Here is a 16,595-nt window from a genome sequence, read left to right on the forward strand (position 1 = left end):
GGGCAGCGCCAGCGCGTCGCCATCGGACGCGCCCTCGTGCGCAAGCCCAAGGTCTTCCTTTTCGACGAGCCGCTTTCCAATCTGGACGCCAAGCTCAGAATGGAGATGCGCGCCGAGCTGAAGCGCCTCCACGCAATGCTGAAGACCACCGTGGTCTACGTAACCCACGACCAGATCGAGGCCATGACACTGGCCACCAAGGTGGCTTTCATGAGGAATGGCCGGGTCGAGCAGTTCGCAACACCCGAGGAGATCTACAATCGCCCAGCCACCCGCCACGTGGCGGAGTTCGTCGGTTCACCACCCATGAACCTGCTCGATGGACGGTTGACCGGCGACAAGGTCACCTTCCCCGGAACCGATGTCGCAATCGCCCTGCCATCGGGACGGGCCCGGGCTCAGGACCCGGAGGATGCCGTGACCGTTGGCATTCGTCCCGAAGCCTTCCAGCCGCTTCAGCCCGATGACAAGGCCGATCTCGACCTTGCCGTCGACACCACCGAGATGACCGGCCCGGAACTGGTGGTTTCGGGGACCCTCGCCGGCCAGAGAATTGTGGCAACGCTGCCGGTGGCAACCCGGGTTGCCCCGGGTGACGTTCTTCCGCTGAAACTCGCTTCCGGAAGCCTGCATTTCTTCTCTTCGAACGGCAATCGGCTCGATTGAACACCATCTTCCGCAGGCCCGGGGCAGCGCATAGCACATTTGTCCGAATGGACCCGGCAGCGTCCCCTTTCTAGCTTTCAACCGGCTTCGGCACATCGGCGAAACCCGGCGGCGGATGCCGTTCCGGGCGTCGATACTCATGCTATCCGAAGCCGTGCTGATCGGGGGCTTTCAGCAGCTTCGGAGGAATCACGGCGCCGGTGGCGCGGTCGCCGCCGGGTCGTGATTCTTCGGGATCTTCCACGCCTGCCATCGGCGGCCCTGTGGGCATGGAGGACGAACGATGACACGAGAGACCACCCGCCCGGCAGGACAGAAAAGCTGGAAGATCTCCCTCAAGCCCGACCCGCGGCAGCAAGTCTTCCTGATGGCGGTTGCCTGGCTCTTCACGCTCGGCCCGCTATGGAGCCTGTCCCTGCTGCAGGAGGGGCTGACGCCGCTCCTGTCCGCCATCGTCCTGCTCTTCCCGCTCATCGTCAGCTATTATGCGCTGTGCAGTCTGACCGGCCGCAACGGTCAGCTCGACCTTCAGCGGGATGGCTTCTGGCGCACGACGACGGATGGTCGCGAGCGCTTCGTGCGCTGGGATCAGGTGGAGACGTTCGGCGTCGGGATTTTCGGCGACCCCGTCGTCACCGGAACCGGAGTCGCGGTGCCGGAGTTCGCCTTCGTCGACGATGACGGGACACGGACGATCGAACGCCTCCCCGGGAACCTGCCGCTCTCGGCAGAACGGCTCGTACGGCTTCTGGAATTCGCCCGGCGGGAAGCCTCCAGCGGATGGCCGAACCCACCGGCAAGTCTGGCGGATCTCATGAGCAGGACTGAGGACGGGAAGCCGTAGTACATCGGTTTCAGAGGAGCCGACCTCCGCGCGTTCCGCTCAAGGCTCCACGAGCTCGAAATGGCCCGTCTCCGCGTCCAGGTGCAACGCGATCCCGCCGGTCAACAGGGCATCGACGTCACGGCAGAAACCGGTGCTGCCGGCGTTTTCTGCCTCCCCCTCTTCCAGGAGGCCGAAAATGATCTCGGGCCAGCACTTTTCGTGGTCGGTCGCTGTCGGGCGAACGACCATCTGCTCGCTGTCCGGCCGCAATTCGTAAAACAGCCCCCAGTCGGCACGCGCGAGCAGTTGCCGCTGTCTGTCGCCGGAAACGTCAGGCGTCTCGCGGACAAAGTGGGAGATGTCGAGCGGCGGCACCGGCGGATCGATCACCTCCCATTTCCCGCCCGGGTGGCGACGATAGAACTCCGCATAGCTGTCGGCGAACATCACCTCGCCCTCGAAGGAACCGACCATGGTTGCAGCCAGCGCGCCACCGTCGGCGAGCGGCCAGAACTTGAACGTGTTGACCGCCCAGCCTCCACCTTCCTCCAGATAGGCGAGAAAACGCCCTTCTTCGCTGATCCGTGTCTTGAGCGGCCGTCCGGCGGCGTTGGTGACCGTCTTCCCGTCCGGCCCGTCGACCAGCGGAAAGAACACCGTGTCGCCGATCGCCGTATAGAGGTCGTGGATCGTTTCGTCTGCCTGCGCACCCTGGCAGAACGCCAGTGCAATGGCAGCGGCAGGAAGGAGGTTACTCATGGCAAGGACAGATCCCGTTTCTCCGGATGAACCAGAAGACGGCGCCATGGCGCGCGTCAGCGACGGCTCCCTTCGCGCGGGCATTTCCGTCCGGGAGCAGCGATGTCCTGCAACACTATCGGCGGGGCGGGGCATGCGACAGTAGCACATCTGCACTACAGTCCTTTGAATGCCGCGGGATAGCACGTCCGTGCTAGTGCCAATCAAGCGCGCATCCGGCTAGAGTCCCGGGCTGAGTTGATGTTTCACAGAAGCAGGCAGGTACCGCAGGACATGGGCGAACGCATCATCATCGCCGACGATCATCCCATCTTTCGCGACGGCATGCGTCGCATCCTGCAAAGAGCGGTTCCCGATGCCGCGATCAGCGAGGTGGGGACGGCGGAGGAACTGATGCGCGCGGCCGCCGACGGTGAGCCCGCGAGCCTGCTCGTGCTCGATCTCGTCTTTCCCGGCTTTGAAGGGCCGGACAGCATCCGCACGCTGCGCAGCGAATATGCCACCACGTCGCTTCTCGTGGTTTCCATGACGGACGATGCCGCGATGGTCGAAGAAGTCATGCGGGCCGGCGCCGACGGCTTCATCGCCAAGGGCGTGTCATCGAGCGAGATGGCTTCCGGCATCGCAGCACTCCTTGCCGGAGACGTGGTGGTCAAGACCGACACGAGCCTGGGCGAAAGCGACTTTGTTCCCTCCGACCGTCTGGCCCGGCTGTCGCCACGCCAGCGCGAGGTGCTGCGCCTTCTCGCACTGGGCCGCTCGAACAAGCAGATCGCCCGCGATCTCGGGATTTCCCACTATACGGTGCGCGTTCACGTATCGGCCTTGCTGCGGGCGCTCGACGTCACGAGCCGCACCGCGGCTGCGGGCATGGCCGCCGAGTTCGGGATCGTCTGATTGCGCCCTGCCCGGCCCGCCACTCCCGACAGCAGAACCGAACGGAGCTGCGTGGGACGGACCGGCTTGGCCAGGATGGTGATCCCCTCCGCCCGGCATTCCTCCTCGAGATGATCGGAGCGGCCACCGGTGATGATGGCGGCCGGAAGCGGATCCGGCGAACGCGCACGCAGGGCGCGGATCAGCGACAGTCCGTCGTCGCCATCGGCCAGTTCCTGATCGCACAGCAGGAAGTCGAACGCGCCCGGATCGGTTTCCGGCCGGGCGCGATCCGTCGCCCGCACCGCGCATCCCCAGCGGGTGAGCAACTGGACGGTGCTGTCGCGCACGGCCCTGTCGTCATCGACGACGAGAACGCGCAAGCGCTCGAGCAGCCGGACATGGCCGGTGGCGATCTGCCGGCGTGGGCTGGAGGCGGGTTGGCTCACTTCCAACCCGTCGATGGAGAAGCTCGCCCCCCTGCCCGGCTGTGAGACCAGCCCGACCCGGAGGCCGAGCATGTCGGCAAGCCGCCGGACGATGGACAGGCCAAGCCCGAGGCCATCGGCCTCCGCCGTATCGGGCGCCTCGATCTGGACGAATTCCTTGAAGATTCGCTGCTGGTGCTCCTGTGCGATGCCCGGTCCGGTGTCCGCTACGACGATCGAGACTGAGCCGTTGCGCCGCCTGACGCCCACGAGGAGAGATGCGCCCGGCGCATATTTGATGGCGTTGGAGACGAGGTTCTGGACCATGGTGTGCAGCAATGCCGGGTCGCTGCGGACCCACAGGCGCGAGGGCCTGAAGCGGATCGCGACATTCCGCGCCTGCGCGGCCTCGCTTGCCTGACGCACCACTTCGCCCATCACCTCGCCGAGCGACACCGGGCCGATCTCCGGCTTGACGCGTCCGATATCGAGCGCGGAAAGATCGAGCAGGGAGCGGCAGAGGCGGGTCAGCGATTCCAGCGAGCGGTCGATGTTGTGCAGCACGTCGCGTCCGTCCCGTCCCATGCGCATGCCGTGCAGATATTCCACGAACAGTCCGATGGCATGGATCGGCTGGCGCAGGTCGTGGCTGGCCTGTGCAAGAAAGCGTGACTTTTCCTCCTGCGCCTCGGCCAGCTCGGAACTGGTGCGCAGGAGCACGGCGTTGCGCGCCGCCAGTTCGTCCGCCAGCAGAACGTTCTGCGACAGGAAGTCGTTCATCCTGACCGCCAGGACCGTCAGCATGACGCCGAACAGCATCATCATGGCGGCCGTCGCCAGCGATCCCGGAACGATGTCGTTGGCGAGCCAGGCGCCGGCAAGCAGCGGAACGGATGTCCAGACCGACAGCAGGCAGCTGCGCATCAGAATGTGCTGCGAACTGACGGCTCCCAGCGCCGTGCCGCCGAGGACGAGGGAATAGAAGGTCAGCATCTGCGTCGAGGACGAGAGAGCGCACAGAACCGCGCCCGTGCCCCAGACGAGGCCCGCGATGGTCGTCAACCCGCTGTGGACGACGCCGTATGTCCGTGGCGCGACATGCACCGGACGGTGACGGTAGGCGATCGCCAGTCCCGCCATGGCCAGGGACAGGAGCGCCATGGCCGCGATCCACCACGGGACCCAGCCGCCCGCGTCGGCCTGGACCAGCACGATGCCGGCAAGCCCCGTCACGCAGAGATGCACCATCCAGCTGATCGCGCCGATGGAGAAGAGATAGTCCAGGCGCCAGTCCGCGCCACGCTCCGTCCCGGCGCTCAGATTCGGTCCCAACACGCCAAGCCACCGGCCGATCCGGCCGGCCGCGGTCTGCTCGCCAGTCATGTCTTCCCCCTCCGCTGCATGCCCCGGTTTCCCATAGCACAAGACCGGGCCGTGAAGCCCGGCATTCGCACCTGCTCATGCATCCTGCACACCATGAATTTCATTCAAGACATTCGAAAATAACCTTATCCATCTGTTTCTAAACAGTTATGATTCCATCATAACCTCGCATGAAGGGTGATGCGCGATAGTGCATCTGACCGGGTACCGGACGGTTTCGGCCTGCCGCATGATCGCGGGAAAGAGGCGGAGGTTGTTGCGATGAACCAGCATCGATGGTCTTTCAGGGCGATTGCAGCCCGCGTGGCGGCGGGGGCTGGCCATGCGCTTATCTTTTGGCTGTTCGTGGTCCTGCTCGGCTTTATCGTTGCGGATGCCGGCTCCTTCACCCGGCCGGGTGTCGTGCTGGTTTCCGGCCTGGCCGCATGGCTCATCTGCGTCGGTCCCGTCGCGCGCCTGCAGCTCTGGCAAGCGGCCCTGGCGGGATATCTGGCGGTCACGCTGGACATCGCTCTTGTCCTCGCGGCCGGCACGACGGCGATGATGGGCCATTTCGACATCGGCATGATCGCCGCTGCGCTCGTCGCCCTGGTGCCGTGGGTGCTGGTTCCCTGGGGAACCCTGATGGCCGTCGTGTCGATCATCTACGCGATCGCGCTGCGCAGATACGCGGGCACCGTGCCACCTGAAGGTCCGCTTGCCGCCGGTGGACATCCGCGGGTCTGAACCCCTCGCCCGGTCCGGTCAGCTTTCGCAAACCTGCCGCATGGATTGACGCGCCTTGCGCGTTCCCTTCAGGCCCCAGATGTTGACCTGTTCGCCGTCAAGGCTGCGGATCTCGAGCCGGCGGCTGGACGCGAAGGCTTCCAGGAAGCGCGATGTCAGGAGCCCTTGCGCCAGCCAGACCCGGTCCCACGGCACGAAGGTCAGCGTGACGTCGAAGGTTTTGCCGTCGAAGTCGAAAACCACGTCCTGCCTGGTTTCTTCCGGATGGGATCGGGGAACCACTGCGAGCGCGCTACCATGGTAGTCCCACAGCATCATGTTTCCACTTGGTGCGCCGCGCCGGCAGCTGAACTCGAGCCGGCCGGTGTGATTCTGGCCTTCCGCACTGGCGGCCACGCTCGGCCAGTCGCCCTGATCGGGAAACGTCACCATCCAGGTGCCGGGTTCGACCCACATGGTGTGACCTGCCGGTCCCCATTCTCCGGCCCCGCCCCATTGGGCGCCTGCTGGCAGGCAGGATGCCAGAAAACCGATGGCCGCCACCGCGCAGCGAAGCCCCCGTTCGATCCGAATCGTCATCACTTGCCTCCTGTCCGTCGGGCGTGACCGCCGCCGAATGGCGTGTCCGCCCGGGCAGCATATGTCCGCATCACGCGGGGGCAATTCAGTCACATGTGCTATCGGAGACGCCGAAGACGCGGCTTGATCCCGCTGTGGACGGTTTTCTTGAGGTCTCTTTCGGGATTGGCGCGGTGGGGTCTGTTCTTTCGTTTCGGGATGACTAAGCTGGCGCTGTCGGCCGGGGCGAGAAACGAGGACCTATCGAACGATGAACGAAAAGTACGATACCTACGCAGTGGCCATTGTCATCGCATTCGGATCGCTGGTGATCGGCGGACTGATGGCTGCAACGCTTGCTTTCGGTTCGCGCGATGGGTTCCTGTTTGCGCTGGGTGCCGCAGCCTCCGCGTGGCTCGCGGGTTATGCGATGTTCTTCGACCGCGCGCGTGGTTTCATCGCCCTCACGGCCCTCTCCGTCTTGATGGCGCTGGGCGCGACGGCGCTGCTGATCAAGCTTTGAGCGAAGCCCGACCGTGCCTGCAACATTTCGCGGCCGGGCGATATCCTGTGCGCAAGAGGGCTGTGAGCGTATCGGGGTTGTAAAACGCGGCGCTTCGGTTACGGTCGCGAAAGTTGAGGCTGCAACAATCATAAGACGAGATGCGGTCAGGGGCGTTTTCGCGACCTGCCCAAAGCATCCGGGGAACCACGAACATCGGCGCGATCGCCACGGGTTGCTGGCGGAAATGGGGATTTCTTCGACAGCGACCTGAAGCAACACCAGGAGGAGAACGGTGATGCCGCAGAGGCCATTCAAGTATTTTACCGCGTTATCGCGATGGACGGCTTTGTCCGCCGTCGCTGTGTGTCTTTCCTTGACGACCGTCCCGCAGGCTGAGGCCAAGACCTTGCGCTTTGCCTTTCAGGGCACGCTGAACGCACTCGATCCCTATTCGCTCAACGAAACCTTCACGCTCGGCATGCTGGCCAATGTCTATGAGGGCCTGACCAAGCGCGACAAGGACCTGAGCATCATCCCCGGCCTTGCCGAGCGCTGGGAGACCATCGATCCGCTGACCTGGCGCTTTCATCTGCGGCAAGGCGTCAAGTTCGCCAACGGCAATGATTTCAACGCCGACGACGTGATCTTCTCCGCCGAGCGCGTCCGCGCCGAGGGGTCGGATCTGAAGACGCGCATTCCGGCCGATTCGGAATGGGTGAAGATCGACGACCACACGGTTGATGTGAAGCTGAAGACGCCGAATCCGATCCTGCACTACGAGTGGGATACCTGGTACATCATGGACAAGGAGTGGGCCGAGGCCGAGGGCGCGGTGGCTCCCATCTCGGCGCGCGACACCAATCCAGGACAGGCCGCCTTCAAGGCCAACGGCACCGGCGCCTTCGTCGTCGAGAGCCATGAGCCAGGCGTGCGAACCGTGTTCAAGCCGAATGGCGGCTGGTGGGGTACGCCCGAGCACAATCTGACCGAAGTCGTGTTCACGCCGATCGCCGCCGACGGAACCCGCGTCGCCGCGCTGCTCGCCGGAGACGTCGACCTGATCGATCCGGTTCCGGTGCAGGACATTCCCCGCGTCAACGAGAACGCCGACACGGAAGCGCTGACGGGTCCGGAGCTGCGTGTCATCCATCTGGGCTTCAACCAGATCCGTGACGAGCTGCCGACCTCGGACATCAAGGGCAAGAACCCGTTCCGCGACGCCAATGTCCGCAAGGCGGTCTACCAGGCGATCGACATCGAGGCGATCAAGGATCGCATCATGCGCGGCCTGGCGACGCCGGTGCCGCTGCTGATCGCCAACGAGCAGTATTCGGGCGCCGGCGATTTCAGCCGCTGGCCCTACGATCCCGAAGCCGCCAAGCAGCTTCTGGCCGATGCCGGCTACGGCGACGGTTTCAGCGTCGGCATGGACTGCCCGAACGACCGCTACGTCAATGACGAGGCGATCTGCCAGGCCGTGGTGTCGATGCTCGCGCGGGTCGGGGTGAAGGTGAACCTCAATGCGCAGCCGAAAGCCCAGTACTTCGCGAAGGTGCTGGCGCCGGGTGGTTACGACACCGACTTCTACCTGCTCGGCTGGACGCCCAGCTCCTTCGATTCGTGGAACATCCTGACCAATCTGGCAGGCTGCCGCGACGAGACGGGCGCCGGCGGTCCGTTCAACCTCGGCGGTTACTGCAACGAGAAGGTCGATGCGCTGGCCGCGCAGATCGTGGTGGAGACCGACACCGCCAAGCGCGACGGGCTGATCAAGGAAGCCTACACGATCATGACCGAGGAGACGTCCCATATCCCGCTGCACCAGCAGTCCCTGGTGTGGGGCAAGCGCAAGAACATCGATATCGTTCAGCGCGCGGACAATCAGGTCCTGTTCTACTGGGCCAAGGTGAACTGAAGCCCTTGAAACATCGCGGCCCGCGCCACCGTTGAACGGCACGGCGCGGGCCAGTCGTTTCGGCCTTCAGAGACACGTCAATGATTGCATTCGCCATCAAACGCTTCGTGCAGGCGCTCGGCGTCATGCTGGTCGTCGCGCTGATCTCCTTCATGATGTTCCGCTTCGTCGGCGATCCGGTCAACCAGCTCGTCGGCGTCGACACGCCGCCGGCCGAACGCGCGGCGCTGCGCGAGGCGCTCGGCCTCAATGATCCGGTGATGCTCCAGTTCGGTCGCTTCGTCGTGAAGGCGGCCCAGTTCGATTTCGGCATTTCCTACCAGTTCAAGCAGCCCGTGGCGTCGCTGATCGCATCGCGCCTGCCCGCGACGCTGGAACTCTCCTTCGTTTCGGCGCTGTTCGCGCTCGCCGTCGGCGTTCCCATGGGCGTCTATACAGGGCTCTACCGCAACACCCTTCTGGCGCGTGGCTTTCTGGCGGTCAGCCTGATCGGTGTGTCCCTGCCGACCTTCCTGATCGGCATCCTCCTCATCTTCGCGGTTTCCGTGAACCTCGGCTGGCTGCCCTCCTTCGGGCGCGGCGAAACCGTCAATCTGGGCGGGGTATGGAACACCGGCCTGCTGACGAAGTCCGGCCTGCAGTCGCTGATCCTGCCCTCGATCACGCTCGGCCTGTTCCAGATGACGCTGATCATGCGACTGGTGCGCGGCGAGATGCTGGAAGTGCTGAGGACCGACTACATCAAGTTCGCCCGCGCGCGCGGCCTGTCGCGGCGCGCGATCAATTTCGGCCATGCGCTGAAGAACACGCTGGTGCCGGTCATCACCATCACCGGGCTTCAGCTCGGTTCGATCATCGCCTTTGCGATCATCACCGAGACCGTCTTCCAATGGCCGGGCATGGGGTTGCTGTTCCTGCAGGCCGTGCAGAACGTGGATATCCCGATCATGGCCGCCTATCTGCTGCTGATCGCTTTCCTGTTCGTCACCATCAATTTCATCGTCGACCTGCTCTATGTCGCGGTCGACCCGCGCATCCGCATCGGCGGCAGAACGGCGGGATAGCACCATGTCCGATGTCACGAGCCAGGAAACCAACCGTTCCGCACCCGGCGCTTTCAGGCGCATGCGCGATTCCGACCTGTGGTATTCCTTCACACGCTCGCCGCTCGCCATGCTGTCGGCGCTGGTGGTTCTCATCTTCGTCCTGGCGGCGCTCTTCGCGCCGCTCATCGCTCCGCATGATCCCTTCGATCCCGGCAGCATCTCGATCCTCGACAGTTTTCTGCCGCCGGCCTGGGAGGATGGCGGAGACGCGCGGTTCCTGCTCGGCACCGACGATCAGGGACGCGACGTGCTGTCGACGATCCTGTTCGGCATGCGCATCTCGCTCGCCGTCGGCTTTGCCAGCGTCGTCTTCGCCATGCTGCTCGGCATCACGCTCGGTCTCGTCGCCGGCTATTTCGGCGGCTGGGTGGACAGCGTCATCATGCGCATCGCCGACGTGCAGCTCACCTTCCCGGCGATCCTGATCGCCCTGCTGATCAACGGCGTGGCGCGGGCGATGGCCGGGCCGCAATCCTACGACAAGGTCGTGTTCGTCGTCCTCGTCCTGTCGATCGGCCTCAGCTTCTGGGTCCAGTACGGGCGCACGGTGCGCGGCTCCGTCCTGGTGGAGGCCAACAAGGAATATGTGCTGGCGGCGCGGCTGATCGGCCTCGGCCCCTGGACGATCATGTTCAAGCATGTCCTGCCGAACGTCCTGGGGCCTGTCCTGGTGATCGCAACGATCAATCTGGCGCTCGCCATCATCACCGAAGCGACCCTTTCCTTCCTCGGCGTCGGCGTTCCCCCGACGCAGCCTTCGCTCGGCACGCTGATCCGCATCGGCAACGATTTCCTGTTCTCCGGCGAATGGTGGATCACCATCTTCCCCGGCATCACGCTCGCCATCCTGGCGCTGACGGTCAATCTGCTCGGCGATTGGCTGCGCGACGCCCTGAACCCGAAGCTGAGATAGATGACCCCTGCCCTCTCCGTCCGCAATCTCCGCATCGAGATCCCGACACGCCGGGGTGTGCTCACCGCCATCGACGACCTCTCGTTCGACATCGCGCCCGGCGAGGTGCTGGGCATGGTCGGTGAATCGGGCGCCGGCAAATCCATCACCGGTTCCGCCGTGATCGGCCTCCTGGAACCGCCCGGCCGTGTCGCCGGCGGCGAGATCCATCTGGCAGGAGAACGCATCGACCACCTGCCTCCCGAGCGCATGCGGCACATTCGCGGCAAGCGCATCGGCATGATCTTCCAGGACCCGCTGACCAGCCTCAATCCGCTGTACCGGATCGGCGATCAGCTCGTCGAAACCATCATGACGCATCAGCGCATGACGACGGCAGAGGCGCGCGACAAGGCGCAGAGACTGCTCGAGGAGGTGGGCATTCCCGCTGCCAAGACCCGACTTTCCTCCTATCCGCACCAGTTTTCCGGCGGCATGCGCCAACGGGTGGTGATCGCGCTGGCGCTTGCTGCCGACCCGGAGCTCGTCATCGCCGACGAGCCGACGACGGCGCTCGACGTCTCCGTGCAGGCGCAGATCATCGCGCTCCTGAAACGGCTGTGCGCCGAGCGTGGCGCGGCCGTCATGCTGATCACCCACGACATGGGCGTCATCGCCGAGACGGCCGACCGGGTCTGCGTGCTCTATGCCGGGCGGCTCGCGGAACTGGGACCCGTCCGCGACGTGGTGAAGCATCCGCAGCACCCCTATACGATCGGCCTGATGTCGGCGATCCCCTCGCTCACCGGAGATCCCGACGAGGCCCTGGCGCAGATCCCCGGATCCATGCCGCGGCTCGGCGCGATCCCGGCCGGTTGCGCCTTCAACCCGCGGTGCGGCTATCGTTTCGACCCCTGCACCGTCGAGCGACCCCCGCCCTACGATGCCGGCGCCGGCGAAGCCGCATGCTTCCTCCATGCGCCGGCCTTCGCGCGACAGGCGCCGGCGGAGACGCTACGACAGGCGGACGCGGCCGGTATACAATTGTCGATCCCCAACGGCGAGGCGGCGCGATGAGCATGCAGGGACTTGCTGTTGCGAATGAGACCGGCGTCGAGAGAAAGACGCTTGTCGAGGTGGAGGGGCTCCGCCGGGTCTTCGATCTGTCGAAGCCCTGGCTGAACCGCATGATCGAGCGCGAGGGACGCGTTTTCCTGACAGCGGTCGACGGCGTCGACTTTTCCATCAGGCAGGGTGAGACCTATGCGCTCGTCGGCGAGTCGGGGTCCGGGAAATCGACCATCGCGAAGATGGCCGTCGGCCTCCTGCCGCCCAGCGCCGGGTCGATCGCGATCGATGGTGCGGATGTCTGGGGCAAGAAAAGCCCCGAGGCCGAGCGCCGCATGCGCCGCAAGATCCAGATGATCTTCCAGGATCCCTTCGCGAGCCTCAATCCGCGTTGGCGGGTCGGCTCGATCATCGCCGAGCCGATCAAGGCGTTCGGCCTGATCGACGATCCGCTGGACCGGGCCGCCCGCGTGGGCGAGCTGCTTTCGCTGGTCGGCCTCGATCCGCGCGACGGCCAGAAATTCCCGCATGAGTTCTCCGGCGGGCAGCGGCAGCGCATCGCCATCGCCCGGGCACTGGCGTCGGAACCGAACTTCATCGTCTGCGACGAGCCGACATCGGCGCTCGACGTCTCCGTGCAGGCGCAGGTCCTGAATCTCCTGCGCGACCTGCAGGAACGGCTCGGCCTGACCTACCTGTTCATCAGCCACAACCTCGCCGTGGTGCGCCATGTGGCGACCCGCGTCGGCGTGCTCTATCTCGGGCGGCTGGTGGAGGAAGCGCCGGCGCGCGAGCTGTTCGCCGCGCCGCAGCACCCCTATACGAAGATGCTGCTGGAGGCGGTGCCGGACATCGAGATGGAGGGCAAGGACCGGCAGTCCATCGCCGGCGAGATTCCAAATCCCATCACGCCGCCGGCGGGTTGCCATTTCCATCCGCGTTGCCCGGTCAGGCGTCCTGAGTGCGACGTCGAGACGCCCCCGCCCCATCGTGTCGGCGACGCCACGGTGCGCTGCCACCTGTTCGGTTCGGCATCATAGCGGTTCCCATCGGGGGATGTGCCGCGGGGACGTTGGGGGCAAGCTATGGCGCGGAAAACAAAAAAGCGGGCTCGTGCCCGCTTCCCTTCGTCTCCGGGACCGTGTCGGAGCGCCAGTACCTTCGTGGTCGCCCGACCGTCTTCCGGATCAAATGCAGCCGCTCGTCGGGGAACCTCACCGCATATCCTGCAGGACCTTCCGCGCCGGTCGAGCTACCGGTGAGGCTGATATAGGCGTTGCCCGATCCTGCCGCAAGGGGCGTTCCCGCAATTCGCGCGTCGCGTCATCTTTCTCCCAGACTGGCGCCGAACTGGGCAATGATCGGTGCGATGAAATAGCTGATGAGCGTCCGCTCGCCGGTGATCGCATCCGCTGAAGCCGTCATGCCCGGTCGCAACGGAAAGCGGCCGGAGGGCGAATCGAGATACGCCGTTTCGGGAGCCAGCCTGGCGATGAACCCCCACCGTCCAGGTTCCGTTTCGACCGCATCGGCGGAAATGTCGATGATGCGGGCCGAAACGGTTCCAAACCGTTCGGAGGGAAAGGCGTCGAGTTTCACCCGCACCTTCTGCTCCGCGGCCAGGAAACCGCTGTCCCTGTTGGGAAAGACGGCTTCGATCTCGAGCATGCTGCCGTCCGGCACGATGCGCATCAGGTCCTGGCCGGCCTGAGCAACGCCGCCGATGGTGAACACAGACAATTGCTCGACGATCCCGTCGACTGGCGCCTTCAAGGTGGCCGCTTCGAGGCGCTGCTCCACGGCGCGGCGCTGCTGGTCGAGCGCTGCCAGGCGGGTGTTGATCTCGCTCAGCCTCCTCAGCGCTTCGTTCCTGGCCGTCGTCAGTATCCCTGCCCGCTCCGCCTGGAGCACCACCCCCAGGGCGATCTTCTCGTCCAGCTCGCGCAGCAGCACGTCCCGTCCGTTCTGCAGGTCGGTGAAGCTCTTGAGGATCTGCAGATACGCGCCGCGCGAGGATGCGCCGGTCTCCATCAGTTTCTGCGCCGCCGCCAGCCGTTCGGTCTCGATCGCCAGCGTGGCTTCGCTTCGCGAGACGTTCCCGCGCACGATTGAGGCGGTCTTCTCATTGGCGGCCATGCGCGCCGATGCCCGCTTCAGCCGCGCGGCGATATCGTCGCGTTCTGCGGCCAGCAGCCGCTTCTGCTCGGCCAGCAGCGCTCGTTCATCATCGTCATCGGCGGCGGCGATGTCCGGCAACTGCGTTGCCGGCAGATGATCATCCTCAGGGCCGGCACCTGCCAGTGCCGTTGTCAGACTTTCCAGACGCGCCGCTTCGATCCGCAGCCGTCTCTCCTCTCCGTCGATCAGGTCGCGCTCGACGAGCGGGGCGGTCGCGTCGAATGCGATCAGGACCTGTCCTTTCCTCACATGAGAGCCGTTGCGAACCGCGATCGCCGAGATTGCGCCGGGGAACTCGGGCTGGATGAGCTGCACGCGCTCCACCGGGATGACCCTCGCCGAGCCCGAAGCGGTGATCTCGACGCGCAGAATGCAGGCGGCGACGAGGATCGTCACAAACACGCCGGCGGTGAAGAGCGCAGTGGCGCGCAGCGTGGGAGACGCCACGCGCGGGGTGGATGCTCCGGTCATGGCCGCGCCCTCGCGCCCAGCTCGACAATCGCATCGGCCTCCGCAAAGACGTCGGGCCGATGGGTGATGACGACCAGGGTCATGCGTTTCCTGAGTTTCATCAGCGCGGCGATCATCCTCCTTTGGGCATTCTCGTCCAGCGCGCTGGTGGGTTCGTCGAGGACCAGCACGGACGGCGCGAGGAGGATGGCGCGGGCAATGGCGACCCGTTGCCGCTGACCGCCTGAGAGCGCGCCGCCGCGCTCGCCGACTTCCGCATCGAGACCTGCCGGCAATTGCCAGATCAGTTCGTCCGCGGCGGCGATCCGCAGCGCCTCCTCGAGTTCCAGATCGCTGCAATCGGGTCGATCGAGCGTCAGATTGGAGCGCAGTGTGCCGGAGAAGAGATAAGGTTCCTGCGGAACGTAGGCGATCCTCGCCCTCACGTCGCGGGGATCATGCGCGGCGATATCCTCCCCTCCGAGGGTGATCTTCCCGCCGTCGGGCGTCTCGATCCCGGACGCCAGCCGGCCGAAGGTGGATTTGCCGGCACCCGATGGGCCAATGACCAGCGTGCAGCTGTGCGGCTTTGCGGTCAGGTTGAAGCCGGAAAGAACCGGAACGCCAGGCTGGTAGGAAAATGCAACGTCGTGGAACGCCAATCGCGGCTCGATGTTTCCCGGCAATGGAGGACGTTCGCCGAACGGTTCGGTCGTCGCGTTGACGATGTCGCCGAGGCGCTGGCGCGATACTTTCAGGCCCTGCCAGTCCTGCCAGAGTTTCGAGAAGCCGGCGACGGGGCCTGCGATCTTCTCGGCGATGAGCTGAAACGCGATCAGCTGACCCAATGTGAGGTTGCCGGCGAACACCTCCTGCGCGCCGAGGAAGACGATGCCTATGGTCACGGCGCGGTCGCAGGCGAGCGCCAGTTCGCTGCTGGCGATGTTAAGCGTCGTGACGCGCCGCGCCGTCTCAAGCACCCGCCCGAGTGTCCTGTTGAGGCGCGCGAGCATGAGGTCCTCCGCGCCCAGCGCCTTCACGGCGGTCGCCCCCATGATGTTCTCGACCATCAGCGCCTGGTGACCGGAGCCTGCATCAAATTGTGCGCGAAGCCTGTTCCTGAGGATCGGACCGAAGCCGATATAGATCAGGGCCTGGAGCGGCAGGGCGGCAAGCACCAGCAAGGTCAGCTTGCCGGAAAGCGCCAGCAGAATTGCCAGATAGACGGCGGAGAACAGGAGGTCGAGGAAGACCCCCGTTGCGGCGCCCATCAGGAATGCGCGGATCGTGTCGGTCTCGCCGATGCGGGTGATCGTCTCGCCGACCGGCCAGCGGCGGAAATAGCGAAGCGGCAGCTTGAACAGATGGTCGAACAGGCGCGATCCCAGTTCGCGCGTGATGCCGTTTGCCGTCAGGACGTTGAGCAGGCCCGACAGGATCGTGAAGCCGCTCTGAAACAGGCTGGCGCCGACCAGCACCAGCACGACGACGATCAGCGAGGCTTCACGCTGAAACGGCAGGATGCGGTCGATCACCACCTGGAAGACGAAAGGCTGGATCAGGCCGATCAGTCTGAGGCATATGGCCAGGAAGGTCAGCTCGATGCAGAGCGGCGTGAACTTCCACAAGGTTTTGCCGAACCAGGACAGAGGGATCAATCCCGCGTCGGCATGCTGCTTCATCATGATTGGACCGCCGGCAGCTGGAGCATCGGACCGAAAAATTGGAATCGGGCTTCTGGCTGTTCCGATGCTCAGTCAATGATTGAGATCGTCCCTTGCGCGTCCGAAAGGACGCACGGCGATCCGGGGGCGCAGCAACCGGGGCGGCTGCTGCGTCTGGTCGGGGCGGCCGGCTACCGGCCGCCCCTCGTGAGGGTCTAGACGTGGGTCAGTGCCACCTTAAACCCGGGGTCGTTCGCTTTGGAACGCGCTACCGATCAGGCCGCCGATGCTGCCGCCGATGCTGCTGCCGATCGATGCGCCCGGGAGCCTGCCGATGATGCCACCGAGCGCCCCGCCGACGACGGTCCCGACAGTCTGACCAATTGGCCGTGGACCTCCCAGCGAGGCGCCTCCGCCGAAGCTGTACGGAGCGAGGAGATCGTCTCGGCGCAGTTCAGGAATTGCTTTGGTTGCCGTGTTGCTCATGCTGATATCCTTTGTGTTTTCCGCGGACGTTGCTGTATGGTCGCCGGGTTGAGATTCGCCGGAACGGTGTTCCGGCGGCTTGTCATGGCGGGGACCGTGCAGGGTTCCC

16 protein-coding genes are annotated in these 16,595 nt (G+C 65.0%); 10 read left to right on the plus strand and 6 right to left on the minus strand.

The features are described 5' to 3' along the window. Both NA2_RS20915 and NA2_RS20920 read left to right on the plus strand, forming a co-directional pair. Window positions 1–666 (plus strand): ABC transporter ATP-binding protein (locus tag NA2_RS20915; protein WP_008599270.1); only part of this gene is annotated, 666 nt, incomplete at its 5' end. A gap of 283 nt (window positions 667–949) precedes the next feature. Further along, window positions 950–1,510, plus strand: a complete 561-nt coding sequence (locus tag NA2_RS20920) for a hypothetical protein (RefSeq protein ID WP_008599271.1) — start codon at window positions 950–952, stop codon at window positions 1,508–1,510. A gap of 39 nt (window positions 1,511–1,549) precedes the next feature. Here NA2_RS20920 and NA2_RS20925 read toward each other — a convergent pair whose 3' ends face one another. Next, complete coding sequence (locus NA2_RS20925) at window positions 1,550–2,299, minus strand: hypothetical protein (RefSeq protein ID WP_157188354.1); 750 nt, start codon at window positions 2,297–2,299, stop codon at window positions 1,550–1,552. 225 nt (window positions 2,300–2,524) lie between these two features. Here NA2_RS20925 and NA2_RS20930 point away from each other — a divergent pair, with 225 nt between their 5' ends. Next, the gene (locus NA2_RS20930; RefSeq protein WP_008599275.1) at window positions 2,525–3,148 is read left to right on the plus strand and encodes a LuxR C-terminal-related transcriptional regulator; all 624 of its coding nucleotides are present in this window, start codon (window positions 2,525–2,527) and stop codon (window positions 3,146–3,148) included. On the opposite strand, the gene NA2_RS21385 is transcribed toward NA2_RS20930, so the two are convergent. Continuing rightward, window positions 3,064–4,938: an ATP-binding response regulator gene (locus NA2_RS21385; RefSeq protein WP_008599277.1), complete on the minus strand. Its 1,875-nt coding sequence runs from the start codon at window positions 4,936–4,938 to the stop codon at window positions 3,064–3,066. The two genes, NA2_RS20930 and NA2_RS21385, sit on opposite strands and share 85 nt — an antisense overlap. 261 nt (window positions 4,939–5,199) lie before the next feature. On the opposite strand from NA2_RS21385, the gene NA2_RS20940 reads away from it, so the two are divergent. Next, complete coding sequence (locus NA2_RS20940; RefSeq protein ID WP_008599278.1) at window positions 5,200–5,664, plus strand: hypothetical protein; 465 nt, start codon at window positions 5,200–5,202, stop codon at window positions 5,662–5,664. An 18-nt stretch (window positions 5,665–5,682) separates the two neighbouring features. Here NA2_RS20940 and NA2_RS20945 read toward each other — a convergent pair whose 3' ends face one another. Next, complete coding sequence (locus NA2_RS20945; RefSeq protein ID WP_008599279.1) at window positions 5,683–6,243, minus strand: hypothetical protein; 561 nt, start codon at window positions 6,241–6,243, stop codon at window positions 5,683–5,685. A gap of 250 nt (window positions 6,244–6,493) precedes the next feature. Here NA2_RS20945 and NA2_RS20950 point away from each other — a divergent pair, with 250 nt between their 5' ends. The 6 genes from NA2_RS20950 (at window position 6,494) to NA2_RS20975 (ending at window position 12,748) form a co-directional block, all read left to right on the plus strand. Beyond that, entirely contained in the window at window positions 6,494–6,745 is a 252-nt protein-coding gene (locus NA2_RS20950; RefSeq protein WP_008599280.1) for a hypothetical protein, read from the plus strand. Between the two features lie 277 nt (window positions 6,746–7,022). Continuing rightward, window positions 7,023–8,642 carry an ABC transporter substrate-binding protein gene (locus tag NA2_RS20955; protein WP_008599281.1) on the plus strand — a complete coding sequence of 540 codons (1,620 nt, stop codon included), beginning with the start codon at window positions 7,023–7,025 and terminating at the stop codon, window positions 8,640–8,642. A gap of 80 nt (window positions 8,643–8,722) precedes the next feature. Beyond that, window positions 8,723–9,706, plus strand: a complete 984-nt coding sequence (locus NA2_RS20960) for an ABC transporter permease (protein ID WP_008599282.1) — start codon at window positions 8,723–8,725, stop codon at window positions 9,704–9,706. Window positions 9,707–9,710: 4 nt separating this feature from the next. Then, window positions 9,711–10,661, plus strand: coding sequence for an ABC transporter permease (locus tag NA2_RS20965; protein WP_008599284.1), 951 nt, complete (start codon window positions 9,711–9,713; stop codon window positions 10,659–10,661). Next, window positions 10,662–11,717, plus strand: coding sequence for an ABC transporter ATP-binding protein (locus tag NA2_RS20970; protein WP_008599285.1), 1,056 nt, complete (start codon window positions 10,662–10,664; stop codon window positions 11,715–11,717). It abuts the gene before it with no gap. After that, complete coding sequence (locus tag NA2_RS20975; protein WP_008599286.1) at window positions 11,714–12,748, plus strand: ABC transporter ATP-binding protein; 1,035 nt, start codon at window positions 11,714–11,716, stop codon at window positions 12,746–12,748. The genes NA2_RS20970 and NA2_RS20975 overlap by 4 nt, the downstream gene beginning before the upstream one ends. 283 nt (window positions 12,749–13,031) lie before the next feature. On the opposite strand, the gene NA2_RS20980 is transcribed toward NA2_RS20975, so the two are convergent. The 3 genes from NA2_RS20980 to NA2_RS22105 form a co-directional block, all read right to left on the minus strand. Continuing rightward, window positions 13,032–14,357, minus strand: coding sequence for an HlyD family type I secretion periplasmic adaptor subunit (locus NA2_RS20980; RefSeq protein ID WP_008599287.1), 1,326 nt, complete (start codon window positions 14,355–14,357; stop codon window positions 13,032–13,034). Next, window positions 14,354–16,018: a peptidase domain-containing ABC transporter gene (locus NA2_RS20985; RefSeq protein WP_244423693.1), complete on the minus strand. Its 1,665-nt coding sequence runs from the start codon at window positions 16,016–16,018 to the stop codon at window positions 14,354–14,356. Before NA2_RS20985 ends, NA2_RS20980 begins: the two co-directional genes overlap by 4 nt. A 219-nt stretch (window positions 16,019–16,237) precedes the next feature. Beyond that, the coding region (locus NA2_RS22105) for a glycine zipper domain-containing protein (protein WP_210161295.1) at window positions 16,238–16,595 on the minus strand (358 nt) is incomplete at its 5' end.

Origin of the sequence: Nitratireductor pacificus pht-3B, from assembly GCF_000300335.1 — a bacterium.
Classification (GTDB): Bacteria; Pseudomonadota; Alphaproteobacteria; order Rhizobiales; family Rhizobiaceae; genus Nitratireductor; species Nitratireductor pacificus.

Excerpts from the sequence above, each read along its gene's own strand:
- NA2_RS20985 (WP_244423693.1), bottom strand. The coding sequence starts at position 16,018 with ATGAAGCAGCATGCCGACGCGGGATTGATCCCTCTGTCCTGGTTCGGC.
- NA2_RS21385 (WP_008599277.1), bottom strand. The coding sequence starts at position 4,938 with ATGACTGGCGAGCAGACCGCGGCCGGCCGGATCGGCCGGTGGCTTGGC.
- NA2_RS20970 (WP_008599285.1), top strand. The coding sequence starts at position 10,662 with ATGACCCCTGCCCTCTCCGTCCGCAATCTCCGCATCGAGATCCCGACA.
- NA2_RS20955 (WP_008599281.1), top strand. The coding sequence starts at position 7,023 with ATGCCGCAGAGGCCATTCAAGTATTTTACCGCGTTATCGCGATGGACG.
- NA2_RS20960 (WP_008599282.1), top strand. The coding sequence starts at position 8,723 with ATGATTGCATTCGCCATCAAACGCTTCGTGCAGGCGCTCGGCGTCATG.
- NA2_RS20940 (WP_008599278.1), top strand. The coding sequence starts at position 5,200 with ATGAACCAGCATCGATGGTCTTTCAGGGCGATTGCAGCCCGCGTGGCG.
- NA2_RS20980 (WP_008599287.1), bottom strand. The coding sequence starts at position 14,357 with ATGACCGGAGCATCCACCCCGCGCGTGGCGTCTCCCACGCTGCGCGCC.
- NA2_RS20950 (WP_008599280.1), top strand. The coding sequence starts at position 6,494 with ATGAACGAAAAGTACGATACCTACGCAGTGGCCATTGTCATCGCATTC.
- NA2_RS20930 (WP_008599275.1), top strand. The coding sequence starts at position 2,525 with ATGGGCGAACGCATCATCATCGCCGACGATCATCCCATCTTTCGCGAC.
- NA2_RS20965 (WP_008599284.1), top strand. The coding sequence starts at position 9,711 with ATGTCCGATGTCACGAGCCAGGAAACCAACCGTTCCGCACCCGGCGCT.
- NA2_RS20925 (WP_157188354.1), bottom strand. The coding sequence starts at position 2,299 with ATGGCGCCGTCTTCTGGTTCATCCGGAGAAACGGGATCTGTCCTTGCC.
- NA2_RS20920 (WP_008599271.1), top strand. The coding sequence starts at position 950 with ATGACACGAGAGACCACCCGCCCGGCAGGACAGAAAAGCTGGAAGATC.
- NA2_RS20975 (WP_008599286.1), top strand. The coding sequence starts at position 11,714 with ATGAGCATGCAGGGACTTGCTGTTGCGAATGAGACCGGCGTCGAGAGA.
- NA2_RS20945 (WP_008599279.1), bottom strand. The coding sequence starts at position 6,243 with ATGACGATTCGGATCGAACGGGGGCTTCGCTGCGCGGTGGCGGCCATC.